General features: G+C 66.4%; 22 protein-coding genes and 1 pseudogene. 15 read left to right on the forward strand and 8 right to left on the reverse strand.

Going from position 1 to position 22,721, the window contains the following annotated elements; genetic code table 11:
* Positions 1–20 precede the first annotated feature (20 nt).
* Positions 21–863: a DMT family transporter gene (locus HIV01_RS16030; RefSeq protein WP_200609309.1), complete on the forward strand. Its 843-nt coding sequence runs from the start codon at positions 21–23 to the stop codon at positions 861–863.
* Between the two features lie 80 nt (positions 864–943).
* Here HIV01_RS16030 and HIV01_RS16035 read toward each other — a convergent pair whose 3' ends face one another.
* Together HIV01_RS16035 and HIV01_RS16040 are read right to left on the reverse strand one after the other, a co-directional pair.
* On the reverse strand, positions 944–1,138 hold the full coding sequence (locus tag HIV01_RS16035; RefSeq protein ID WP_200608940.1) for a hypothetical protein: 195 nt from the start codon (positions 1,136–1,138) through the stop codon (positions 944–946).
* A gap of 178 nt (positions 1,139–1,316) precedes the next feature.
* Entirely contained in the window at positions 1,317–1,967 is a 651-nt protein-coding gene (locus tag HIV01_RS16040; protein ID WP_200608938.1) for an OmpW/AlkL family protein, read from the reverse strand.
* Positions 1,968–2,266: 299 nt separating this feature from the next.
* Between HIV01_RS16040 and HIV01_RS16045 the strand changes: the two genes are divergently transcribed.
* The 4 genes and pseudogenes from HIV01_RS16045 (at position 2,267) to lpdA (ending at position 7,099) form a co-directional block, all read left to right on the forward strand.
* The gene (locus HIV01_RS16045; protein ID WP_200608936.1) at positions 2,267–3,088 is read left to right on the forward strand and encodes a DUF2884 family protein; all 822 of its coding nucleotides are present in this window, start codon (positions 2,267–2,269) and stop codon (positions 3,086–3,088) included.
* 105 nt (positions 3,089–3,193) lie between these two features.
* Entirely contained in the window at positions 3,194–4,615 is a 1,422-nt protein-coding gene (locus HIV01_RS16050; protein WP_200608934.1) for a dihydrolipoyllysine-residue acetyltransferase, read from the forward strand.
* A gap of 26 nt (positions 4,616–4,641) precedes the next feature.
* Complete coding sequence (locus HIV01_RS16055; RefSeq protein ID WP_200608933.1) at positions 4,642–5,289, forward strand: hypothetical protein; 648 nt, start codon at positions 4,642–4,644, stop codon at positions 5,287–5,289.
* Between the two features lie 15 nt (positions 5,290–5,304).
* A pseudogene (lpdA, locus tag HIV01_RS16060) lies at positions 5,305–7,099 on the forward strand (dihydrolipoyl dehydrogenase).
* A 216-nt stretch (positions 7,100–7,315) separates the two neighbouring features.
* On the opposite strand, the gene HIV01_RS16065 reads toward lpdA, so the two are convergent.
* Positions 7,316–7,531, reverse strand: a complete 216-nt coding sequence (locus HIV01_RS16065) for a DUF2061 domain-containing protein (RefSeq protein ID WP_200608929.1) — start codon at positions 7,529–7,531, stop codon at positions 7,316–7,318.
* Between the two features lie 321 nt (positions 7,532–7,852).
* On the opposite strand from HIV01_RS16065, the gene HIV01_RS16070 reads away from it, so the two are divergent.
* The 10 genes from HIV01_RS16070 to glmU all read left to right on the forward strand — a co-directional run bounded on the left by HIV01_RS16070 (position 7,853) and on the right by glmU (position 16,592).
* Positions 7,853–8,221: a hypothetical protein gene (locus HIV01_RS16070; protein ID WP_245156842.1), complete on the forward strand. Its 369-nt coding sequence runs from the start codon at positions 7,853–7,855 to the stop codon at positions 8,219–8,221.
* 10 nt (positions 8,222–8,231) lie between these two features.
* Positions 8,232–9,062 (forward strand): F0F1 ATP synthase subunit A, encoded by an 831-nt coding sequence (atpB, locus tag HIV01_RS16075; RefSeq protein ID WP_200608928.1) that lies wholly within the window; start codon positions 8,232–8,234, stop codon positions 9,060–9,062.
* 71 nt (positions 9,063–9,133) lie between these two features.
* Entirely contained in the window at positions 9,134–9,430 is a 297-nt protein-coding gene (gene atpE / locus HIV01_RS16080) for a F0F1 ATP synthase subunit C (protein ID WP_158732391.1), read from the forward strand.
* Between the two features lie 90 nt (positions 9,431–9,520).
* On the forward strand, positions 9,521–9,991 hold the full coding sequence (locus HIV01_RS16085) for a F0F1 ATP synthase subunit B (RefSeq protein WP_200608926.1): 471 nt from the start codon (positions 9,521–9,523) through the stop codon (positions 9,989–9,991).
* 8 nt (positions 9,992–9,999) lie between these two features.
* Positions 10,000–10,527, forward strand: coding sequence for a F0F1 ATP synthase subunit delta (locus HIV01_RS16090; RefSeq protein ID WP_200608924.1), 528 nt, complete (start codon positions 10,000–10,002; stop codon positions 10,525–10,527).
* Positions 10,528–10,577: 50 nt separating this feature from the next.
* Positions 10,578–12,128 carry a F0F1 ATP synthase subunit alpha gene (gene atpA, locus HIV01_RS16095; protein ID WP_200608922.1) on the forward strand — a complete coding sequence of 517 codons (1,551 nt, stop codon included), beginning with the start codon at positions 10,578–10,580 and terminating at the stop codon, positions 12,126–12,128.
* 85 nt (positions 12,129–12,213) lie between these two features.
* Positions 12,214–13,077, forward strand: a complete 864-nt coding sequence (gene atpG, locus HIV01_RS16100; protein ID WP_200608920.1) for a F0F1 ATP synthase subunit gamma — start codon at positions 12,214–12,216, stop codon at positions 13,075–13,077.
* 84 nt (positions 13,078–13,161) lie between these two features.
* On the forward strand, positions 13,162–14,562 hold the full coding sequence (gene atpD, locus HIV01_RS16105; protein ID WP_200608918.1) for a F0F1 ATP synthase subunit beta: 1,401 nt from the start codon (positions 13,162–13,164) through the stop codon (positions 14,560–14,562).
* Between the two features lie 66 nt (positions 14,563–14,628).
* On the forward strand, positions 14,629–15,054 hold the full coding sequence (locus HIV01_RS16110) for a F0F1 ATP synthase subunit epsilon (RefSeq protein ID WP_158732385.1): 426 nt from the start codon (positions 14,629–14,631) through the stop codon (positions 15,052–15,054).
* A gap of 167 nt (positions 15,055–15,221) precedes the next feature.
* Positions 15,222–16,592 carry a bifunctional UDP-N-acetylglucosamine diphosphorylase/glucosamine-1-phosphate N-acetyltransferase GlmU gene (glmU, locus tag HIV01_RS16115; protein WP_200608916.1) on the forward strand — a complete coding sequence of 457 codons (1,371 nt, stop codon included), beginning with the start codon at positions 15,222–15,224 and terminating at the stop codon, positions 16,590–16,592.
* 36 nt (positions 16,593–16,628) lie between these two features.
* On the opposite strand, the gene HIV01_RS16120 is transcribed toward glmU, so the two are convergent.
* From HIV01_RS16120 to HIV01_RS16140, 5 genes are all read right to left on the reverse strand, one after another.
* Positions 16,629–17,948, reverse strand: coding sequence for a sensor histidine kinase (locus tag HIV01_RS16120; protein WP_200608914.1), 1,320 nt, complete (start codon positions 17,946–17,948; stop codon positions 16,629–16,631).
* Between the two features lie 4 nt (positions 17,949–17,952).
* Entirely contained in the window at positions 17,953–19,290 is a 1,338-nt protein-coding gene (locus HIV01_RS16125; RefSeq protein WP_200608912.1) for a sigma-54-dependent transcriptional regulator, read from the reverse strand.
* 79 nt (positions 19,291–19,369) lie between these two features.
* On the reverse strand, positions 19,370–20,608 hold the full coding sequence (locus HIV01_RS16130; protein WP_200608910.1) for an ABC transporter permease: 1,239 nt from the start codon (positions 20,606–20,608) through the stop codon (positions 19,370–19,372).
* An 11-nt stretch (positions 20,609–20,619) separates the two neighbouring features.
* Positions 20,620–21,942 carry an ABC transporter permease gene (locus HIV01_RS16135; protein WP_200608908.1) on the reverse strand — a complete coding sequence of 441 codons (1,323 nt, stop codon included), beginning with the start codon at positions 21,940–21,942 and terminating at the stop codon, positions 20,620–20,622.
* A gap of 10 nt (positions 21,943–21,952) precedes the next feature.
* Entirely contained in the window at positions 21,953–22,690 is a 738-nt protein-coding gene (locus HIV01_RS16140) for an ABC transporter ATP-binding protein (RefSeq protein ID WP_200608906.1), read from the reverse strand.
* Between the last annotated feature and the right edge of the window lie 31 nt (positions 22,691–22,721).

The raw sequence follows: 22,721 nt of genomic DNA on the forward strand, positions 1-22,721 counted from the left end.
AGACGCGCGCCATGCTGACCATGCTGGTCGCCGTGGCGCTGTTCGCGATGATGGACGCCGGCCTCAAGCAGCTGTCGGCGCACTACCCGCCGTTCCAGGTCGCATCGCTGCGCGGTGCGGCCTCGCTGCCGCTGGTGCTGGTGTGGGCGCTGGCCACGGTCGGCGTGGGCCCGCTGATCCGCGTGCGCTGGTCGCTGCACCTGCTGCGCGGCGTACTGGGCGTGGCGATGATGGCCGCCTTCGTCTACGCGGTGGCGAGGATGCCGCTGTCGACCACATATTCGATCTTCTTCGTCGCGCCGCTGATGATCACCGCGATGTCGGTGCCGTTTCTCGGTGAGAAGGTCGGTCCGCGGCGCTGGACCGCGATTGCCGTCGGCCTGATCGGCGTCCTGGTGCTGCTGCGGCCGACGGGCGAGGGGATGGTGAGCCTGGCCGCGCTGGCGGTGCTGGTGGCGGCGTTGATGTACTCGGTCAGTGCGATCACGGTGCGCATCCTCGCGCGCACCGACAGCACCCAGTCGATGATGGTCTGGCTGATGGCGATGATCGCCGTTGGCGCCGGCGTGCTGGCCTGGCCGCAGTGGGTGCCGATCCGCGGCGATGACCTGTGGCTGATTGCCGGCATCGGCGTGGCTGGCGCGCTTGGCCAGTACGCGATCACCGAGGCCTTCCGCATGGGCGAGGCGTCGCTGATCGCACCGCTGGAGTACACCGCCCTGGTCTGGGGCGTGCTGCTCGATCTCACCCTGTGGGGCGTCCTGCCCGATGCGATCACCTGGCTTGGTGCCGGGATCATCATCGCCAGCGGCTTGTACCTGCTGCGCCGCGAGCGCATCCACGCAGAAGCCGAACATCCCTGACCCGCAACGAGGCGGTCAGGGATGATGGCGCGGCGAAGCGGCCGCGCCTTCGATCCGGATTGGCCGCGGTGAAGTGGCGGTCAGTTTTCGGTGCTGGCGTTGAGTGCCGCGGCCAGGGCGGTATTGCCGCCGACCAGGTCGGCCCATCGCACTTCATGGCCGTTGCGGCGTCCCTTCTCGACCAGCTTGAGGCCATCGGCGTCGATGGTCAGCGTGTAGGGGCGTTCTTCGATCTGGATTTCGCGACGCAGCGGTTTGTCGAGCTTGGTCGTCATGCGTGACTCCTGCCTTTAGGAAACACCGCGACCCTAACTGTGGGCGGTGATTGCGGTGTGAACGCCTGTGGACACGCGCTGCGGCGCCTTGCCGCGGTGTCGTTGGCGCGTGAAGAACAACGGGCCCCGCGAGGCCCGTTGCCATTGCAGCAAATCGTGGCGCTTGGAAGCGTGAGGCTTAGAAGCGTGCGCCCACGCCCACGCCGAGCACGACCGGATTCAGCTCGGCCTTGCCCACCTTGGCGCCGTCGACGGTCACGTCCGGCTGGCCAGTGGTGTCCTGCATGTAGCGCACGTCGGCGCGCGCAAACCAGGTCGGGGTGATGTTGACGTCGACGCCGGCGGTGGCCATCGCGCCCTTGGCGGTGTCCACGCCGATGCGCTGGCCGGCCAGCGCGCCGGTCGGCTCGGCCTTCTCGCCGTCGACGTTGGCTTCGAAGTAGCCCAGGCCGACGAACGGGCGAACGGTGCTGGCCGACGTGCCGAAATGGTACTGGCCGCTCAGTGCGTACGGCTGGCTGTCGATGCTGGCGACCTTGCCGTTGGGCGTGCGCACGCGATTGCCGAACTTGTCGGCCGCGCCCCATGCCTCGATGGCGATGTTGTCGGTGGCGTACCAGCTGGCACTCAGCGTGGCGGCACCGTCACCGTCGACGTTGGTGCGCGTGCCGGCGATCTGCGGATTGCTGGTCGGCTCGGCCAGTGCGTAGCCGCCAACAACGGCGAAGCGCTTGCCGCTGCCATCGGTGGTCGTGTCCTGCGCGAAAGCAGCCGGGGCGATGGCGAGAGTGGCCACGACGGCCAGGGTCAAATGACGAAAATGCATCATGGAGAGGACTCCTCATTATTGAGAACGATCTGAGCCTTTGCAGGCCGCCTTGGGGGGAAGGCGGCGACTACCCTAGCCAGCGATGCATGAACCGTTGTTGCGCCGCGCTCGCGCAAAGCGGAACTTTCGCGGGAAGCTTCGGGTTCACTGGCGTACGCGCGTAAACACGGCGTGCATGAACTTTCGGTGACGGCGCGTCGTTGATGGCCAATCGTTGCGACAGGCGTGCGGGATCCAAGAGGGGACATCGCCGCGCGAAAGCTGCAAGATATGGACTCCAGCAGTCACAGGGGTCGGCCATGCGCAACCTGTCTTTGCCCTGCGTGCTCATTGCGCTGTCGTTGCCGGTCGCGTGCGCGCAGGCCGCCGACGTCGACGTCGACATGTCCTGCAACATGGACAGTGACTACGACCTGACGATCGACGAACGCAGCGTCATCCTCACGCGCGACAGCGGCGTGCCCAAGGCGATCGTGATGCGCCAGGGCAAGCTGTTCGTCGATGACCGCTGGGTAACCCTGAGCAGTGCCGATTCGCAACGCATCGCCGATTTCGAGAAAGGGGCGAGGGCGGCAATGCCCGAAGCCCAGGCGATCGGACGCGAAGCGGCTGACATCGCCTTCACCGTGCTTGGCGAGGTCTCGGCCGGTTTCAGCAGCGACCCCAAGGCGGCGCAGGCCAAGGTCGAGCGGGCGCGGGCGAAGATCGACACGCGCCTGGCACGTTCGGTGACGGCCACGCGCTTCAACGGCGACGACCTCGGCCAGGGCATCGGCGAGGCCGTGGCCGAAGTGATCCCGAGCATGATCGGCGACATCGTCAGCGGTGCCCTGGGTGCCGCCTTCAGTGGCGACGCCAGCCGCCTCAAGCGACTGGAGAACCTGGACGCGCAGATCGAGGCGCGCGTGGAGCCACGGGCCAAGGCGCTGGAACAGCGCGCCGACGGCCTGTGCCGGCGCATGGTCGAACTCGACCGCATCGACGATGCCCTCGAGTTCCGGCTGGCCAACGGACAGCCGCTGGACCTGATGGAGGCCCACCGCCAGCCGCGCCCCGACAAGGATGATGCCAGCCCCGAAAGGGATGCCGCGGCCGAGGCGGCCCAGGCCCGGGCGCGTTGACCTGCCGGCGTCTCGGGCCGATACCGTGACGTATGTCGGCTGCTGTTGGCGCAGTCGCTTGCAGGACGCACAATAGGGTTTTCGCGTACTGCCGGACCCCCACACATGGCTGACCTCAAAGAAGCGCGCGTTCCCGACATCGGGGACTATGACGGCGTGCCCGTGATCGAACTGCTGGTTGCCGTTGGCGACACAGTGAAAGTGGACCAGGGACTGGTCACGCTGGAGTCCGACAAGGCGACGCTGGAAGTCCCGGCGCCCTTTGCCGGTGTCGTTCGCGAACTCAAGGTCAAGATCGGCGACGAACTGTCCGAGGGCAGCGTCGTCGCACTGATCGAGCCGTCCGAGGCAGGCGCGGCCGCAGCCGCACCCGCAGAGCCGGCCAAGCCCGCCGAGCCGCCGCGCGCTGAGCCGGTCGCGCCGTCGCAGCAGGTCAAGACCGCCGAGACCGGCGCCAAGGTCGAGCCGGTCGTCGTGCCGGTGCAGGCCGATCGCATTGCCCAGGCATCGATCGACGCGCAGCGTCCGGGCACCGATCCCGAAGCGATGCCGCCGCGCACGCCGCCGGTGACCTTCGGTGCCGACGAACTGATGCCCGACAAGGTCCCCTATGCCAGTCCGGCGGTGCGCCTGTACGCACGCGAGCTCGGCGTCGACCTGTCGCAGGTGGCCGGCAGCGAGCGCGGTGGACGCATCAGCAAGGACGACGTGTCGAAGTTCGTGAAGGGCGTGATGGCAGGCGGCGCCGCACCGGCAGCAGCCGGAGCGCCGGTCGCACTGGGCGGCGGCCTCAACCTGCTGCCGTGGCCGAAGATCGATTTCAGCAAGTTCGGCGAGACCGAGACCAAGCCGCTGTCGCGCATCCAGAAGTTGTCGGGTGCGAACCTGTCGCGCAACTGGGCGATGATCCCGCACGTCACCCAGCACGACGACGCCGACATCACCGACCTGGAAGAGCTGCGTGTCGCACTCAACAAGGAAAACGAGAAGGCTGGCATCAAACTGACCATGCTCGCCTTCCTGATGAAGGCCTCGGTTTCGGCGATGCAGAAGTACCCGGCCTTCAACGCCTCGCTCGATGCGAGCGGCGAGAACCTGGTGCTGAAGAAGTACTTCCACATCGGCTTCGCCGCCGACACGCCCAACGGCCTGGTCGTTCCGGTCGTGCGCGATGTCGACAAGAAGGGCGTGGTCCAGATCGCCCAGGAAACCTCCGAGCTGGCCAAGAAGGCCCGCGACGGCAAGCTCGGCCCGTCCGACATGAGCGGCGGTTGCTTCTCGATCAGTTCGCTCGGCGGCATCGGCGGCACCAAGTTCACCCCGATCGTGAATGCCCCGGAAGTGGCCATCCTCGGTGTGTCCAAGTCGGCGATCCGGCCGGTGTGGGACGGCAAGCAGTTCGCGCCGCGCCTGATCCTGCCGCTGTCGCTGAGCTACGACCACCGCGTCATCGACGGCGCCCTGGCCGCGCGTTTCACCGCGCACCTGGCGCAGTTGCTGGCCGACATGCGGCGCGTGCTCTTATGAGGCGTGCCCTTGTGAGGGGTGCTGCCGTGAACCTGCGCGCGCTGTGCCTGGCGGCGAGTCTGCTGGCTGTGCAGGCAACGGCCACTGCCCGCGCCGACGACGAGGTGTGCAACCTCGACCTCGGCCGTGGCTGGCCGCCAGCGACGGAGAACTACGGCTCGGCCGTCGAGGGCCTGTTCGCCGCCGGCGTCAAGCCGACGCTGAGCATGACCCGCCTGCCGGCGCGCAGTGTCGAGAGCGGCGTGCAGCTGTTCGCCGGTCAAGGCGACGGCGACTGGACCTTGCGTTACAGCCAGGCCGACGAGCGCATCCAGGTCTGGAGCGACGGCAAGCGCGAGCTGCGCGTGGGCCAGCAGCCCGCCGTGCAGCAGGTGCCGATGCCGGCCGCGCTGGCGCGACGCATGGTCGCCGACTGGCAGCGTGCGCTGAGCACGCAGGTGCCGGCGGACCGCACCGCACAGTTCCACGACGACGAAGTGCTGCTGTTCGTCGTCGACGACCTGCGCATCAGCGGTCTGCAGCCCGCCTGCGGGCCTGCCAGCCAGCTCATGGAACAGGTCGGCCTGCTGATCGAGGCCACCGACGACAGCGACGAAAAGCGCATCAAGCGCTGGCGCAAGCTCGAAGAGAAGCTTGACGAACTGGAACAATCGCTCACCGGCGCCACCGGTTGAGCGCAGGAGAACTGCATGGCGACCATTGAAGTCAAGGTGCCGGACATCGGCGATTACGACGGCGTGCCGGTGATCGAATTGCTGGTCGCGGTCGGCGATACGGTGAAGAAGGACCAGGGCCTGGTCACGCTGGAGTCGGACAAGGCGACGATGGAAGTTCCCTCGTCGGCCGAAGGCGTGGTCAAGGAGATCAAGGTCAAGGTGGGCGACAAGGTCGCCGAGGGCGCAGTGATCGCGATCCTCGAGAGCGCTGGCGCCGCCGAGGAAAAGGCTCCTGCGGCACCTGCACCGGCTGCTGCTCCGGCACCTGCGGCGCCTGCTGCGGCACCTGCGCCTGCACCGGCGAGCGCCGCCCCGGCACCGAAGGCCGCCACCGGCAGCGGCCGCAAGGCCGACATCGAATGCCGCATGGTCGTGCTCGGTTCCGGCCCCGGCGGTTACACCGCTGCGTTCCGCGCCGCCGACCTCGGCCTGGACACGGTGCTGATCGAGCGCTATCCCTCGCTCGGCGGCGTCTGCCTCAACGTCGGCTGCATCCCGTCCAAGGCGCTGCTGCATGCCGCCGCGCTGATCGAGGAAGCCGCGCATTCGGCCGACATCGGCATCGACTTCGGCAAGCCGAAGATCGACATCGACAAGCTGCGCGACTTCAAGCAGAACAAGGTCGTCACCCAGTTCACCAAGGGTCTGGCCGGCATGGCCAAGCAGCGCAAGGTGCGCACGGTGCAGGGTTACGGCAAGTTCGTTTCGGCGAACGAGATCGAGATCACCGGCGACGACGGCAAGACCCAGCTCTTGCGTTTCGAGCAGTGCATCATCGCCGCCGGTTCGCAGGCGGTGAAGCTGCCGAACTTCCCGTGGGACGACCCGCGCGTGATGGATTCCACCGACGCGCTTGAACTGGTCGACGTGCCGAAGAAGCTGCTGGTCGTGGGCGGCGGCATCATCGGCCTGGAAATGGCCACGGTGTACAAGGCGCTCGGCAGCGAAGTGACCGTGGTCGAGTTCATGGAGCAGCTGATGCCGGGCACCGACAAGGACCTGGTCAGGCCGCTCGCCGATCGCCTGAAGAAGCAGGGCGTGGCCGTGCACCTCAAGGCCAAGGCGACCACCGTCGAAGCATCCAAGCAGGGCATCACCGTTTCGTTCGAAGGCGATGCCGCACCGGCAGCGATGACGTTCGATCGCGTCCTGGTGGCGGTCGGTCGCTCGCCCAACGGCGGCAAGATCGACGCCGACAAGGCCGGCGTGCAGGTCACCGACCGCGGTTTCATCCCGGTCGACCGGCAGATGCGCACCAACGTCCCGCACATCTTCGCCATCGGCGACCTCGTCGGTCAGCCGATGCTGGCGCACAAGGCCACGCACGAAGGCAAGCTGGCGGCGGAAGTGGCCGCCGGTGAGAAGCGCGAGTGGGTGGCGCGTGTGATTCCGTCGGTGGCCTACACCGATCCGGAGATCGCCTGGGTTGGTGTGACCGAGACCGAAGCCAAGGCCAAGGGCCTGGAGATCGGCGTCGGCAAGTTCCCCGTGGGCCGCTTCGGCACGCGCGGTCGGCATCGGTCGCGGCGAGGGTTTCACCAAGCTCATCTTCGACGAGAAGACGCATCGCATCATCGGCGGCGGCATCGTCGGCGTGCATGCCGGTGACCTGATCACCGAGGTGGCGCTGGCGATCGAGATGGGCGCAGAAGCAGCCGACATCGGCAACACGATCCACCCGCATCCGACCTTGAGCGAATCGGTCGGCATGGCGGCGGAAGTGTACGAAGGCACGATCACCGACCTGTACATCCCGAAGAAGAAGTAGGCAAAGTCAAAATGGATCCCGGCGTCCGCCGGGATGACGTGACTCCCAGACAAGGCGAAGCCCCGGTAGGGAGACCGGGGCTTCGGAGTGCCCGCCGTAGCTTGCTTTGACGAGGAGTAGAGACTGGGCGGGCGATCGGTAGATGGGACCGGCGGAATCGGGAAAGGTTCCGCCGAAGATGTGCCGCCTGAGTCGGCTCACAACCTGACTGCGGCCTCAGACGCTCATGGCTGCGGCGGCGCCGCGCCGATCACCGCTCCGGCGCAGCTCGATCCGCTTCCAGATCTTCTCGTGGAAGTGGAAAGCGACGGTGTTGCAGGCCGGCTCGACCAGGGCGAGCGCGCCGCCGACCCAGACGCTTCCGGTCATCAGATAGCCAACCATGAATGCGACCGTGAAGTGGACGGCCGCGAAGCTCAGGGTCTTGGTCATGACACACCCGCCAGATGAGAATGATTCTCGATTCTGCATGCTGGCGGCGTGGAGTCAAATTGAAAGTTGCACTGGCTTCGATAGGGTAGCGCTATCATCTGCTGGAGAGCCCGCGCACCTTACCTTTCAGGTAATTGAGTGCGCACGCCGGGGGCGGCACGCTGGCCGCCATGAAGCCGCCGGATGCCTTTCGCAGGAACCTGAACGGGCCTGACGCCCTTGTAAACGTGACTGGCGCAGGTTGCCGGGAAGGCCTGCGACCTCTATACTTTTGCGGCTCTACCGGGCGCTTTGCGCCTGCCCCAGACCGACGAGTCCCGCGTGCACGATCCATTGTCCGCAGGTCGCCGGCTGGCGTCGCGCGCGACTGCCTGGCAGGCCGGCGCGGCAGCGCTGGTCGCGCTGGCCTTCCTCCCCTTCGGGGCGCCTTCGGCGCTGGCGGCGGCGGTCGGCGGTGGCGCGATCGTCGCGGGCAGCGTGGTGGCGGCCCTGATGGCCCTCGGGGGCGGTGTTCAGCCGGCCGGGATGGCGGTGGGGCGGCTTCTGGCCGGGGTGATGTTGAAGTGGGTAGTGGTGTTTGCAGTTTTAACGCTCGGCCTCGCCGGGTTCAAGCTGCCGCCGTTGCCAATGCTGGTGGGAGTGCTTGCGGGAACGCTGGCATTCGTCCTCGCCAACCTTTTGAAACGATAGGTGTCTTTTCGTGAGTGAACAGACCGGTTCGGGCGGCCTGAACGAATACATTCAGCACCACCTCCAGCAGAACTCCATCGAGTTCTTCGGCGGTGCGTTCCATATCGACACCTGGGCGGTGTCGCTGGTGCTGGGCCTGATCTTCATCACCTGGTTTGGCTACTTCGCGCGCAAGGCCACTTCCGGCGTGCCGGGCAAGGGCCAGGCCTTCGTCGAACTGATCCTGGAGTTCATCGACGGCCAGGTGAAGGACAGCTTCCACGGCGACCGCCGTTCGCTGACCCCGCTGGCGCTGACCATCTTCATGTGGGTCGTGCTGATGAACTGCATGGACCTGCTGCCGCTCGACGCGCCGTACACGGCGATCAAGCTGGCCGCCGGCGCCGATGTCGCGCACCACACCTATTTCCGTTGGGTCCCGACCGCGGACCTCAACACCACGCTGGCCATGTCGGTCGTCGTGTTCTTCCTGATCCTGTGGCATTCGGTGAAGGCCAAGGGCGGCTTCGGCTTCGGCAAGGAGCTGCTGACCGCGCCGTTCCACGCGCACGGCACCGGCACCAAGATCGCGCTGGCACCGGCCAACCTCGGCCTCAACGTCATCGAGTACCTCGTCAAGCCGGTCAGCCTGGCCATGCGACTGTTCGGCAACATGTACGGCGGCGAGCTGGTGTTCATGCTCATCGCCGGCCTGCTCGGCGGCAGCCTGCTGATGTTTGTTCCGGGCGTGCTGTTCAACGCTGCCTGGGCACTGTTCCACATCCTGATCGTGCTGCTGCAGGCCTTCATCTTCATGATCCTCACCGTCGTCTACATCGCCGGCGCGTACGAGAGTCACTAAGTCGTTTTCGTTTTCGCTTCACCCTTCCGCGCTTTATCTATCCAACCAAAACGTTTCAGTAGGAGAAAACCATGGAATTCATCGCCAGTGTGCAGGGCCTGACCGCTATCGCGATCGGCATGATGGTCGGCCTCGGCGCTATCGGCGCTTGCCTCGGCATCGCGCTGATGGGCTCGAAGTTCCTTGAGTCGGCTGCCCGTCAGCCGGAGCTGGTGCCGATGCTGCAGGGCCGTATGTTCCTGCTGGCCGGCCTGATCGACGCGGCGTTCATCATCGCGCTGGCCGTCGGCCTGCTGTTCGCCTTCGGCAACCCGCTGCTGGGCGAAGTGAAGAATGCTGCTGCCGCCACCGCCGGCGCCGCGCATTAATCAGTTCGTAGTTGTAGAAGCACCGGAGCCGTCCGCAATGCGGACGGCTCTCCCGGGCATAACCGCCCGCAGCGTCCTATCGGAGCTGTCATGAATCTCAACATGACCTTCTTCGGCCAGATGATCACGTTCGCGATCCTCATCTGGTTCACGATGAAGTTCATTTGGCCGCCCCTCAACAAGGCGATCGAAGAACGTCAACACAAGATTGCCGAGGGTCTGGCCGCTGCAGAGCAGAGCCAGAAGAACCTCGCGCAGGCACAGCAAAGCGTCGACGCCGAGCTGCGCACCGCCCGTACCAAGGCCAACGAGATCATCGAGCAGGCGCATCAGCGCGCCAATCAGATCATCGACCAGGCCAAGAACGACGCGATCGCAGAAGCCAACCGCCAGAAGGCGGCGGCTGACGCCGAGATCGCAGCGAGCGCCAACCGCGCCCGTGAGGAGCTGCGCAAGCAGGTCTCCACGCTGGCCGTGTCCGGTGCCGAGAAGCTGCTCAAGCGCGAAATCGATGCCAACGCCCACAAGGCGCTGCTCGACGAGCTGGCCGCAGAAATCTGAGCTGAGCGATGACCCAGGCACTGACCCTCGCCCGTCCGTACGCCCGTGCCGCCTTCGCGCTGTCGCGTGAAAGCGGCCGCACTGCCGCATGGTCGCAGGCGCTCGCGTTCGCCGCCCGTGTGGCGGCCGATCCGCAGGCGCAGGCGCTGCTCGGCCATCCGCTGATCAACCCGGTCGACGCCGTCGGCCTGTTGGCGATGGACGGTGCCGAGGACAGCTTCACCCGCTTCCTCGGCCTGCTCGCCGACAACCGCCGCCTCGCCCTGCTGCCGGAAATCACCGGCCTGTTCGAGGAGCTGCGCGCCGATGCCGAGCGCATCGTCAAGGCCAAGGTCACTGCCGCCAGCGAATTGCCGGCCGCCGAACTCGACGCCATCAAGGCCGCGCTGGTCAAGCGCTTCGGCCGCGACGTCGAGATCGAGACCGCGGTCGATTCATCGCTGATCGGCGGCGCCGTGATCGACGCTGGCGAAGTGGTCATCGACGGCTCGCTCAAGGGCAAGCTCGCGCGCCTGCAGTCCACGCTCGCGCAATAACGAATTCATCTGCAAATTCCGGTTAGCGCCGGATCAAGGGACTCACACCCATGGCTACCACCCACCTCAACCCGTCCGAAATCAGTGAACTGATCAAGACCCGCATCGAGAAGGTCAAGCTGACCGCCGAAGCGCGCAACGAAGGCACCGTCACCTCGGTGTCCGACGGCATCGTGCGCATCTACGGTCTGGCCGACGTGATGCAGGGCGAAATGATCGAGCTGCCGAACGAGACCTACGCACTCGCGCTGAACCTGGAGCGCGACTCGGTCGGCGCCGTGGTCCTGGGCGACTACGAGCACCTGCGCGAAGGCGACGTGGCCAAGACCACCGGCCGCATCCTCGAAGTGCCGGTCGGTCCGGAACTGCTCGGCCGCGTCGTCAACGCGCTGGGCGAGCCGATCGACGGCAAGGGCCCGATCGCCGCTTCGCTGACCGCTCCGGTCGAGCGCGTCGCCCCGGGCGTGATCTGGCGCAAGTCGGTCGACCAGCCGGTGCAGACCGGTTACAAGACCGTCGACGCGATGATCCCGATCGGCCGTGGCCAGCGCGAGCTGATCATCGGCGACCGCCAGACCGGTAAGACCGCCCTGGCGATCGACGCGATCATCAACCAGAAGGGCACCGGCATTAAGTGCGTGTACGTGGCGATCGGCCAGAAGGCCTCGTCCGTCGCCAACGTCGTGCGCAAGCTCGAAGAGAACGGCGCCCTGGCGCACACGATCGTCGTCGCCGCCACCGCTTCCGAGTCGGCTGCGATGCAGTACATCAGCGCCTACTCGGGCTGCACCATGGGCGAGTACTTCCTCGACCGCGGCGAAGACGCCCTGATCGTGTACGACGACCTGTCCAAGCAGGCCGTGGCCTACCGCCAGATCTCGCTGCTGCTCAAGCGCCCGCCGGGTCGCGAAGCCTACCCGGGCGACGTGTTCTACCTGCACAGCCGCCTGCTCGAGCGCGCAGCCCGCGTCTCCGAGGAGTACGTCGAGAAGTTCACCGCAGGCAAGGTGACCGGCAAGACCGGTTCGCTGACCGCGCTGCCGATCATCGAAACGCAGGCCGGCGACGTCTCGGCGTTCGTTCCGACCAACGTGATCTCGATCACCGACGGCCAGATCTTCCTCGAGACCGACCTGTTCAACGCCGGCATCCGCCCGGCCGTGAACGCCGGTATCTCGGTGTCGCGCGTCGGTGGTGCGGCCCAGACCAAGATCATCAAGAAGCTGTCGGGCGGCATCCGTATCGCCCTCGCCCAGTACCGTGAGCTGGCTGCGTTCGCGCAGTTCGCCTCCGACCTGGACGAAGCCACCCGCAAGCAGCTCGAGCGCGGCCAGCGCGTCACCGAGCTGATGAAGCAGAAGCAGTACGCGCCGATGTCGATCGCGCTGCAGGCACTGTCGATCTACGCCGTCAACGAGGGTTACATCGACGACGTGCCGGTCAGCAAGATCCTGGCGTTCGAAGAGGGCCTGCACGCCCACTTCGTCAACACCCAGGGCGAGCTGGTCAACAAGATCAACGCCACCGGCAGCTGGAACGACGAGATCGAGGCGACCTTCAAGCAGGGTATCGCCGAGTTCAAGCAGACCGGCAGCTGGTAAGGCGTCGCAAGGACGGGCTCCGGCCCGTCCCTGCGCCAATGGCGGGCTTAGGCCCGCTCGATGACGAACGCAAAGCGAGCGATACATGGCAGGCGGCCGCGAAATCAAAACCAAGATCAAGAGCGTGCAGAACACCCGCAAGGTGACGCGCGCGCTCGAAATGGTCTCGGCATCCAAGATCCGCAAGGCGCAGGACCGGATGAAGGTCTCGCGTCCGTATGCGCGCGTGATGAAGCAGGTGATCGGTCACCTGGCCCAGGCCAACTCCGACTACCAGCATCCGTACCTGGTCGAGCGCCAGGAAGTGAAGCGCGTCGGCTACATCATCGTGTCCTCGGACCGTGGCCTGGCCGGCGGCCTCAACAACAACCTGTTCCGCAAGCTGCTCGGCGAGTTCCGCAAGTGGCAGGAGCAGGGCGTCGAGATCGACGTGGTCACCATCGGCCAGAAGGCTTCGGTGTTCTTCCGTCGCATCAACGTCAACATGGTCGGCTCGGTCACCCACCTGGGCGACCAGCCCAAGCTCGAGCAGCTGGTCGGCGTGATCAAGGTCATGCTGGACGGCTACAGCAGCGGCAACGTCGACCGCGTCTTCATCTGCTACAACGACTTCGTCAACACGATGACCCAGCGCGCGGCGTTCGACCAGCTGCTGCCGCTGCCCGAGTCGGACACGAAGGTCGCGCACCACGACTGGGACTACATCTACGAGCCCGACGCGGCCAGCGTGCTGGAGCACGTGCTGACCCGCTACGTCGAGTCGCTGGTGTACCAGGCGGTGCTGGAGAACGTCGCGTCCGAGCATGCCGCGCGCATGGTCGCGATGAAGGCCGCCTCCGACAACGCCACCAAGCTGATCGGCACGCTGAACCTGGTCTACAACAAGGCCCGCCAGGCTGCGATCACCCAAGAAATCTCGGAAATCGTCAGCGGCGCCGCCGCGGTCTGACCGCGCCGGCGCAGCCACCACCCAATCCCCGCGAGCGCGCTCGCCGCGAACGCACACCAGCTTTAAAGTTACGAGGAAACCACCATGAGTCAGGGCAAGATCGTTCAGATCATCGGCGCGGTCGTCGACGTCGAGTTCCCGCGCGAGTCCGTGCCGAAGGTGTACGACGCGCTGAAGGTCGACAACACCGAGATCACGCTCGAAGTGCAGCAGCAGCTTGGCGACGGCGTCGTGCGCACCATCGCGCTCGGCTCGACCGACGGCCTCAAGCGCAACCTGGTGGCCAACAACACCGGCAAGGGCATCTCGGTGCCGGTCGGCTCGGGCACCCTGGGCCGCATCATGGACGTGCTGGGTCGCCCGATCGACGAAGCCGGTGAAGTCACCGCTTCGGCTCACTGGGAAATCCACCGCGCAGCCCCGTCGTACGAGGACCAGTCCTCGGGCAACGACCTGCTCGAAACCGGCATCAAGGTCATCGACCTGATGTGCCCGTTCGCAAAGGGCGGCAAGGTCGGCCTGTTCGGCGGCGCCGGCGTCGGCAAGACCGTCAACATGATGGAACTGATCAACAACATCGCCAAGGCGCACTCGGGTCTGTCCGTGTTCGCCGGCGTGGGTGAGCGTACCCGTGAGGGCAACGACTTCTACCACGAGATGAAGGACTCCAACGTCCTCGACAAGGTTGCGATGGTGTACGGCCAGATGAACGAGCCGCCGGGCAACCGCCTGCGCGTCGCGCTGACCGGCCTGACCATGGCCGAGTACTTCCGCGACGAGAAGGACGCTTCGGGCAAGGGCCGCGACGTGCTGCTGTTCGTCGACAACATCTACCGCTACACGCTGGCAGGTACCGAAGTGTCGGCACTGCTGGGCCGCATGCCGTCGGCCGTGGGTTACCAGCCGACGCTGGCCGAGGAAATGGGCGTCCTGCAGGAGCGCATCACCTCGACCAAGACCGGTTCGATCACCTCGATCCAGGCCGTGTACGTTCCCGCGGACGACCTGACCGACCCGTCGCCGGCGACCACCTTCGCCCACCTCGACGCCACCGTCGTGCTGTCGCGAAACATCGCCTCGCTGGGTATCTACCCGGCCGTCGACCCGCTCGACTCGACCTCGCGCCAGCTCGACCCGAACGTGATCGGTCTGGAGCACTACGAAGTCGCGCGCAAGGTCCAGTCGACCCTGCAGAAGTACAAGGAGCTGAAGGACATCATCGCGATCCTCGGCATGGACGAGCTGTCGGAAGAAGACAAGCAGGCCGTGTCGCGCGCTCGCAAGATCGAGCGCTTCTTCAGCCAGCCGTTCCACGTCGCCGAAGTCTTCACCGGTTCGCCGGGCAAGTACGTCGCGCTGAAGGACACGATCCGCGGCTTCAAGGGCATCGTCGAAGGCGAGTACGACCACCTGCCGGAGCAGGCGTTCTACATGGTCGGCGGCATCGAGGAAGCGGTCGAGAAGGCCAAGAAGATCGCAGGCTGATCTTCGTTACCAGGGTGAGGGCATCGATTGCCCTCTCCCTCACCCCGAAAGCATCAAGAGAGTCCCATGGCATCCACCATCCGTTGCGACATCGTCAGTGCCGAGCAGGAGATCTTCCACGGCGAAGCCGAGCTCGTGGTCGCCACCGGTGAAATGGGCGAGCTGGGCATCGCGCCCAAGCACGCGCCGCTGATCACCCGCCTCAAGCCGGGCAAGGTCGTGGTGACCCTGCCGGGCGGCGAGCACCTGGACTTCGCCATCTCCGGCGGCATCCTCGAAGTGCAGCCGACCGTCGTGACCGTGCTGGCCGACACCGCCGTGCGCGCCCAGGACATCGACGAAGCCGCTGTCCGCGCCGCCAAGGAAGAAGCCGAGCGGATCCTGTCGAAGAAGGATCCGAAGATGAGCATGGAAGAAGCCCAGAGCCAGCTGGCCATGAGCATCGCCCAGCTCAGCGCGCTCGAGCGCCTGCGCAAGAACATGAAGCACTGATCGCGCAAGCGGCCATGCATTCAGCGAGAACGCCGGCCCAGTGCCGGCGTTTTTCGTTGGGGCTGTAGTAGCTGCTGCCCTGGCGATGACGATGTGTCAGGGCGACGGGGATTGCTAAGATTGGCGCCTGGCGCCGCAGCCGGCGCAGCAATCGCACAGGAACCCGCATGAGCCAGTTGCATGTCGTCATCCTCGCCGCGGGCGAGGGCAAGCGGATGAAGTCGGCCACGGCCAAGGTGCTGCAGAAGATCGCCGGGCGGCCGATGCTGGCCCATGTCATCGACACCGCCAGGCGCCTGGGCGCCGATGGCATCCACGTTGTCTACGGACACGGTGGTGAGCAGGTACGGGCCGCCTTCGCCGACCAGACCGACCTGCACTGGACCGAGCAGGAGCAACGCCTGGGCACGGGGCACGCATTGCAGCAGGCCATGCCGACCGTTCCGCAGGACGCCCGCGTGCTGGTGCTGTACGGCGACGTGCCGCTGATCACCGACGAGACCCTCAAGCATCTGCTGGCGGCGCCCGGCCGCATCGCGGTGCTGGTCGCCGACCTTGAGGATCCCACCGGCTACGGACGCATCGTGCGCGACCCGCAGGGCCGCGTCGGCCGCATCGTCGAGCACAAGGACGCCGACGACGAGCTGCGTGCCATCCGCACCGTCAACACCGGCATCCTGGTCGCCGATGGCGAGGCGCTGCGCGGCTGGCTGCAGCACCTGCGCAACGACAACGCCCAGGGCGAGTACTACCTCACCGACGTGTTCGCATCGGCCGCGGCCGAGTTCAACGCCGCCGAGATGGTGCATGTGCAGGATCCGCTCGAAGTCGAGGGCGCCAACGACCCGTGGCAGCTGGCGCAGCTCGAGCGCGCCTTCCAGCGTCGCGCTGCGCGCGCCTTGTGCCTGCAGGGCGCGCGACTGATCGACCCGGCGCGCTTCGACCAGCGCGGTGAAGTGACGGTGGGCCACGACGTCGAGATCGACGTGGATGTTGTACTCGAAGGCCGCGTCGAGCTGGGCGACGGCGTGCGCATCGGTCCGTTCTGCCGCCTCAAGGACGTGCGCCTGGGACCGGGCACCGAGGTGCGCGCGCATTGCGACATGGACGGCGTGGTCGTCGAAGGCGCGGCGCAGATCGGTCCGTACTCGCGCCTGCGGCCGGGCACCGTGCTTGCCGACGGCGTGCACATCGGCAACTTCGTCGAGACCAAGAACGCGCGCATCGGCGTGACCAGCAAGGCCAACCATCTCAGCTACATCGGTGATGCGGTCATCGGCAGCGGCGTCAACGTCGGTGCCGGCACGATCACCTGCAACTACGACGGCGTGAACAAGTCGACGACGATCATCGAGGACGGTGCCTTCATCGGCTCGAACTCATCGCTGGTCGCGCCGGTGACGATCGGCAAGGATGCGACGATTGCCGCCGGGTCGGTGATCACGCGCAATGCGCCTGAGGGTCAGCTGTCGGTGGCGCGCGCGCGGCAGACGTCGGTCGAAGGGTGGCAGCGGCCGAAGAAGCTGCCGAAGCACTGACCCGTCGTCCCGGCGAATGCCGGGGTGACGGTGAGATCACTCCACCGGCAGCGTCAGGCTCACCGTCAGACCGCCGCCGTCCCGGTTGGCCAGTGCAATCCGCCCGCCATGCGCTTCGGCGATCTCGCGCGCCAGTGCCAGGCCCAACCCGCTGCCGGTGCGCTTGGTCGAGTAGAACGGCACCAGCGCATTGGCCAGCACCGTCTCCGACATGCCCGGCCCGCGGTCGCCGACTTCCATGCGCACCATGCGGCCTATCTGGCGCACGGCCAGCGTCACCAGTTCCGGTGACGAGCCAGATTCGTGCGCGTTCTTGAGCACGTTGATCAATGCCTGCTCGATCTGCGCCGGGTCGAACCGCACCGTCGTCTCCGGCGGCTTGCCGTCCAGCTGGAACGCATAGTGCTGCTGCAAGCGCATCAGGAACGGTGACCACTGGATCGTCTCCAGCTCCGGCACCGGCAGCTTGGCGACGCTGGAGTAGGCGCGCAGGAAGCCATGCAGGTGGCGTGCACGCTCCTCGATGGTGTCGAAGATGCGGTCCAGCTTGCTGTAGTCCTCGCGGCGCAGCAGCTCGGCGCCGGAGTGGGCGAGCGAGGTGATCGGCGCCAGCGAGTTGTTGAGCTCGTGGCTGATCACTCGGATGACCTTCTTCCAGGTCGCCACTTCCTGGCGGTTGAGTTCGGCGGTCAGGCGCTTGAACAGGAACAGCGTGTGCACGCGGCCGTTGAGATGGAACTCGCGGCGGGCGAGGTGGTAGGTCTCTTCCTGTCCGCCGTACTCGAAGGTGAAGAGGCGGTCGCGGCCCTCGCCGAGCGCTTCGCGCAACGGTGCCGGTGTACGTTCGACCAGCTGCGCGAAGCGCACGCCTTCGATCTTGCGGCCGTCGTTGAACAGCTGCCGCGCGGCCAGGTTGCCGTAGACGATCGCACCGCCGGGCTCGGTCAGCACCAGTGCGGTGGGCGTGTTCTGCACCACTGTGTCGAGCAGCAGCTCGCGCTGGAACAGCGACTGCCGCTCCTGCCGCAGGACGTTGCCCAGCTCGTTATGGGCCTCGATCAGGTCATCGAGTTCGTCCTTCGACCGTCGCGCCAGGCTGAAACTGAAGTCGCCATCGCGGAAGCTGGCGACCGAACCGGAGAGGGCACGGAACAGGCTCAACTGCCGCGCCAGGTAACGATGCGCGAGCCAGGGCGCCAGCAGTGCGCACAGCAGCGCCGAAAGGCTGGCGGCCAGGACCAGGTTGTCGAGCAGGTAGTGCAGCAGCGCAGTCGCGCCGGTCGCGACCAGCGCGAACACGAACAGCAGCAAGGCCAGCTTGCCGGTCAGGGAGAAGCGGTGCGACGCCGGGCGCATGACGTCAGCGCGGAATGCCCAGCTTTTCCAGGCGCCGGTACAGCGCCTGACGGCTGAGTCCCAGTTCGGCGGCGGCCTGGCTCAGCACACCGCCGGCGCGGCGCATCGCCGCTTCGATCGCATCGCGGCCGACTTCGTCGTCACCTTGCGGTCGCGGCAGTGGCGCTGCGGTCGGCAGGCCGAGTTGCTCCGGTTCGATGCGCTCGGATTGTCCGAGCAGCAACGCACGCTGGATCGCGTTCTTCATCTCGCGCACATTGCCGGGCCAGGCATGGCGCAGCAACGCCGAGCGTGCGGCTTCGCCGAGCTGACGCTTGCCTTCGAGGAAATGTTCGGCAAGTGGCAGGATGTCGCCGCGCCGTTCCGACAACGGCGGCACGCGCAGCTCGATCACGTTGAGCCGGTAGTAGAGATCCTCGCGGAAGGTGCCGTCGCGGATCATCGCCGGCAGGTCGGCGTTGGTGGCGGCGATCACGCGCACGTCGACCTGGCGTTCGCGGTTGGATCCCAGGCGCTGGAAGCGGCCGGTCTCGAGCACGCGCAGCAGTTTCATCTGCCCGGCTGGCGGCAGGTTGCCGATTTCGTCGAGCAGCAGGGTGCCACCGTCGGCCGCTTCGAACTTGCCTTCGCGCGACTTGTTGGCACCGGTGTAGGCACCGGCATCGGCGCCGAACAGTTCGGCTTCGATCAGTTCCGACGGCAACGCGCCGCAGTTGAGCGTCACGAAAGGACCGGTGCGCACCGACGAGTTGGCCTGGATGATCTCGGCGATGCGTTCCTTGCCGGCGCCATTGGGGCCGCTGATCAGCACCGGCACGTTGGCGCGGGCGACATGGCAGGCCAGGCTGATCAGGCGCTCGCTGGCGGGATCGTCGAAGATCACGCCGCGCAGGTCGTAGTCGCGTTCCAACTCGCGGCGGCGCCGACGTTCTTCGGCGCGATGCTCGGCCAGCGCACGATTGGCCTCGCCCAGTTCGAGCAGGTTGGTCACCGCGGTCATCAGCTTGTGATCGTCCCACGGCTTGCCGAGGTAGTCGGCGGCGCCGGCCTTGACCAGGGCGACCGCGGACTCCAGTCGCGTCCACGCGGTCAGCAGGATGATCGGCAGGTCGGGGAAGCGGTCGCGGATGGTGCGGAACAATGCGATGCCTTCCTCACCGGACGTGGTGTCGGCGGTGAAGTTCATGTCCTGGATGACCAGGTCGATGACCTCGCGATCGAGCAGGTCCAGTCCTTCGTCCGGCGACTCCGCGCTCAGCACGCGCAGGTCCGCCAACGAGAACAGCACGTCGAGCGCGACGTGCACGGCATGGTTGTCGTCGATGACCAGGATCGTACGCATCGCACTAGCCTAGCAGCGGACCACGTTGCCGCAATGTGCCGGGGATGATTCCCACCCCCGGCACAAGCGGCACGATGGCCTAGACGGTGCGCGTGGCGACAGCCGGCGACACCCGGGTCGCGCGCGTGGCCGGGCCGAACACGGCCAGCTGGCCCAGCAGCAGCACGGTCAGCGCGCCGAAGGGTGCGTAGTACCAGGCCAGGCGCGGCAGCTCGTAATGCTTCATCAGCCACATGTTGAAGCCGTAGGTCAGCACCAGTCCGACCGCCACGCCGATGCCGACCACGATCAGGTTCTCGATCATGAAGTAGCGACGGATGTCGAAGCGGCGTGCGCCCAGGGCGCGGCGCGTGCCGATCTGCTTGATGCGGCGGGTGACCCAGAAGCTGACCATGCCGACGATGCCAAGGCCGGTGACGGCCAGCAGGGCGAAGATCACCGTGGTCAGCACCATGGTCATCGCGCGGTCCTGGCGGTAGCTGTCGCCGCGCACTTCCTCGATCGAACGCAGGCCACGGACGATGCGGCCGGTGTTGATCTCGCCGAGCTTGCGTTCGGCTTCCTTCATGACTTCGTCGCGGCGGCCGGGTTCGGCACGGATCAGGTAGCGCGAGCTGTTGGCGTCGAACTCACCGAGGCTGTACTGCGGCACCAGCGTGGTCTGCTCGACCTTGTCCCAGCCCACCCACGGCGCCTGCAGGCGCTCGACCACGCCGACAACCGTCACCGGCCCGTTCTTGCCGGGCAGGCTGCTGTAGATCGTCTTGCCGACCGCCGAGCCGCCCGGGAACATCTTCTCGGCCAGCGCCTGGGTGATGATCACCGAGTGCAGCGTGCCCTTGTCGTCCTTGGTGCGCGGGCTGATGTCGCCGGCATTGAAGTCGCGGCCGGCGATGAGCTTCACGCCGAGCGTGTTGAGGCCGTGTTCGTCGACCATGTAGACGGCCGAGCTTTCACGGATGCGCTTCTCCTGCGGAACGCTGTCGGGCTGGTCGGAGATGCCCTCGCTCCAGCCGCCCTGCGACAGCGGCACCGAGTTGATGGTGGTCGCGTCGATCACGCCGGGAATCGAGCGCAGTGCATCGAGGTCCTGGCGCAGGCTGCCGGCCAGGTCGAAGTCCGGCGCGAAGCCGAGGCTGTTGACGGTGAACAGCCCGGCTTCCTGCATGCCGCTGGGTCGGTTCACCTTCTCGATACGCTGCAGGATGATGAAGACGCTGTTGCAGACGATGGCCAGGGTGATGGCGACCTGCAGCACGATCAGCAGCAGGCCGGTCTTGTTGCGCATCAGCGCGTTGAGTACTGGACGGAATTCCATGGCTTGCTCCGTTACTGCGTCTTCAGTTGCGTGGCCGGCTGCACCTGGCAGGCGCGCCACGTCGGGTACAGGCCGGCGATCAGGCTGGCCACCAGCGCGATCACCAGCGACAGGCCGACCATGGTCCAGTCCAGCTGCGCCAGCTTCTCGATCGAGGTGCCGGCATAGAGCTTGCGCAGTGCGAGCAGGCCCAGGCCGGTGAAGACCAGGCCGATCACGCCACCGGCCAGGCCGACCAGGCCCGACTCGGTCAGGTACTGGGCGAACACCGCCGGCTTGCTGGCACCCACGGCGCGGCGCAGGCCAATCTCCGAGGACTTGCCCATGAACTTGGCCAGCAACAGGCCAACGGTGTTGATCAGGCACACGGCGAAGAAGGCGAACGCCAGCCACACCTGCGTGCGTGCGTCACGGCTGACCACGCGCTGCGCGACCAGCCATTCCGAGACGCTGCGCAGCTTGTTGTTGAGCGGACGCGGGAAGCGGCCGTTCTTCTTCTGGTCGCCGACGTAGTTGTTGAGGAAGCTCAGGTAGCGCTGCGCGTCGGCCTCGTCCTTCACCTGCACCCACAAGTCCATCCAGATGCACTCCGAACCCAGCAGGCCCTGGTAGCCCGGGTCGGAACGGTCTTCGTAACAGCTGTTGTTGGAGCCGCTGACGAGTTCCTTCTCGATGCCGATGCTCATCGGCACGAAGATCGCCTGCGGATCGTTGAAGGCGCCGGCAGCGATGTGATAGACCAGCGGCGTCGGGTGCCACTTCTCGAGCACGCCGACCACGGTGTAGTCCTCGCCGCTGAGGCGGATCTTGCGGCCGACGCTGTTCTCGCCGCCGAAGATCTTCTCGTTGGTCTCCTGGTCGATGACGGCCACGCGCGCGGCGTTGTCGTCCTCGGCCTGGCTCCAGCCGCCGCCGTACTTGAAGGGCGGCTCGAAAATCGGGAAGAAGCCGTGCGTGGTGAACAGCGCCTCGACCATGTACGGCTTGATCTCGCGCTGCGGCGGTTCCAGCGACAGCACGTTGGGGAAGAAGCCGGCTTCCTGCTCGGCCTTGTGCGCGGCGACCAGGTTGCGGACGTCCTGGTAGGTCATCAGGTCCGGCGCTTCGGACGGGTCGTCCTCGTCCCAGGGATCGTTGGCGTCCCAGTTGTCGAGCTGGACGCGACGGACCTGCTCGTCCTTATGCGACAGCGGATTGGCCGACATCATGTGCAGCACCGTCATCGAGGTCATCGACATGCCGATGCCCAGCGCGATGGCGGCGACCATCAGCGCGGTGAGGATGCGGTTTCGCTTGAGTGAGATGAGTGCCAGACGGAGGTAATAGCCGATCATGGCGGTGTCCTCAGTTGGCCGGCACGGTCGCGGCCGCGGCGGCGGTCGCGGCGGCGAGTTCGCCGCCCAGGCGCGGCGAGTCGTCCAGGTCGGTGACCTGGCCGTCGATGATGTGGACGTTGCGCTGCGCGCGTGCGGCCAGTTCCGGATCGTGCGTCACCATCACGATGGTGGTGCCCTGCGCGTGGATCTCCTCGAGCAGCTCCATCACCCCACGCGCCATCAGCGAGTCGAGGTTGCCGGTCGGTTCGTCGGCGAGCAGCAGGCGCGGCGAACCGGCCAGGGCGCGGGCGATCGCCACGCGCTGCTGCTGGCCGCCGGAGAGCTCGGACGGGTAGTGCTTCATGCGCGACATCAGGCCGACGCGGCCGAGCGCGTGCTCGATGCGTTCCTTGCGCTCGGCGGAGTTCATGCCGCGGTAGCGAAGCGGCACGTCGACGTTGTCGAACAGGTTCAGGTCGGGGATCAGGTTGAAGCCCTGGAAGATGAAGCCGATCTTCTCGTTGCGCAGGCGCGAACGGGCGTTGTCGTTGAGCCCCTTCACCGCGACACCGTCGAGGAGGTACTCGCCGTCGCTGAACTCCTCCAGCAGGCCGGCGATGTTGAGGAAGGTGGTCTTGCCCGAGCCCGACGGCCCGGTGACGGCGACGAACTCGCCCTCGCGCACGTGGATGTCGAAGCCGCGCAAGGCGTGCGTTTCGATCATATGGGTGCGATAGACCTTGCTCAGGTGGGTCATCTTCAACATGTTCGTGCTCCTGGTTCTTGAATGGCGATGC

This window comes from Lysobacter arenosi (genome assembly GCF_016613475.2).
GTDB lineage: Bacteria > Pseudomonadota > Gammaproteobacteria > Xanthomonadales > Xanthomonadaceae > Lysobacter_J > Lysobacter_J arenosi.

What these genes read in the sequence shown, in the direction of transcription:
- HIV01_RS16130 (WP_200608910.1), bottom strand. Translation starts at nt 20,608, where the DNA reads ATGGAATTCCGTCCAGTACTCAACGCGCTGATGCGCAACAAGACCGGC.
- atpG (WP_200608920.1), top strand. Translation starts at nt 12,214, where the DNA reads ATGGCAGGCGGCCGCGAAATCAAAACCAAGATCAAGAGCGTGCAGAAC.
- HIV01_RS16125 (WP_200608912.1), bottom strand. Translation starts at nt 19,290, where the DNA reads ATGCGTACGATCCTGGTCATCGACGACAACCATGCCGTGCACGTCGCG.
- HIV01_RS16050 (WP_200608934.1), top strand. Translation starts at nt 3,194, where the DNA reads ATGGCTGACCTCAAAGAAGCGCGCGTTCCCGACATCGGGGACTATGAC.
- HIV01_RS16140 (WP_200608906.1), bottom strand. Translation starts at nt 22,690, where the DNA reads ATGTTGAAGATGACCCACCTGAGCAAGGTCTATCGCACCCATATGATC.
- HIV01_RS16040 (WP_200608938.1), bottom strand. Translation starts at nt 1,967, where the DNA reads ATGATGCATTTTCGTCATTTGACCCTGGCCGTCGTGGCCACTCTCGCC.
- HIV01_RS16030 (WP_200609309.1), top strand. Translation starts at nt 21, where the DNA reads ATGCTGGTCGCCGTGGCGCTGTTCGCGATGATGGACGCCGGCCTCAAG.
- glmU (WP_200608916.1), top strand. Translation starts at nt 15,222, where the DNA reads ATGAGCCAGTTGCATGTCGTCATCCTCGCCGCGGGCGAGGGCAAGCGG.
- atpA (WP_200608922.1), top strand. Translation starts at nt 10,578, where the DNA reads ATGGCTACCACCCACCTCAACCCGTCCGAAATCAGTGAACTGATCAAG.
- HIV01_RS16120 (WP_200608914.1), bottom strand. Translation starts at nt 17,948, where the DNA reads ATGCGCCCGGCGTCGCACCGCTTCTCCCTGACCGGCAAGCTGGCCTTG.
- HIV01_RS16090 (WP_200608924.1), top strand. Translation starts at nt 10,000, where the DNA reads ATGACCCAGGCACTGACCCTCGCCCGTCCGTACGCCCGTGCCGCCTTC.
- HIV01_RS16110 (WP_158732385.1), top strand. Translation starts at nt 14,629, where the DNA reads ATGGCATCCACCATCCGTTGCGACATCGTCAGTGCCGAGCAGGAGATC.
- HIV01_RS16065 (WP_200608929.1), bottom strand. Translation starts at nt 7,531, where the DNA reads ATGACCAAGACCCTGAGCTTCGCGGCCGTCCACTTCACGGTCGCATTC.
- HIV01_RS16085 (WP_200608926.1), top strand. Translation starts at nt 9,521, where the DNA reads ATGAATCTCAACATGACCTTCTTCGGCCAGATGATCACGTTCGCGATC.
- atpE (WP_158732391.1), top strand. Translation starts at nt 9,134, where the DNA reads ATGGAATTCATCGCCAGTGTGCAGGGCCTGACCGCTATCGCGATCGGC.
- HIV01_RS16045 (WP_200608936.1), top strand. Translation starts at nt 2,267, where the DNA reads ATGCGCAACCTGTCTTTGCCCTGCGTGCTCATTGCGCTGTCGTTGCCG.
- HIV01_RS16135 (WP_200608908.1), bottom strand. Translation starts at nt 21,942, where the DNA reads ATGATCGGCTATTACCTCCGTCTGGCACTCATCTCACTCAAGCGAAAC.
- HIV01_RS16035 (WP_200608940.1), bottom strand. Translation starts at nt 1,138, where the DNA reads ATGACGACCAAGCTCGACAAACCGCTGCGTCGCGAAATCCAGATCGAA.
- atpD (WP_200608918.1), top strand. Translation starts at nt 13,162, where the DNA reads ATGAGTCAGGGCAAGATCGTTCAGATCATCGGCGCGGTCGTCGACGTC.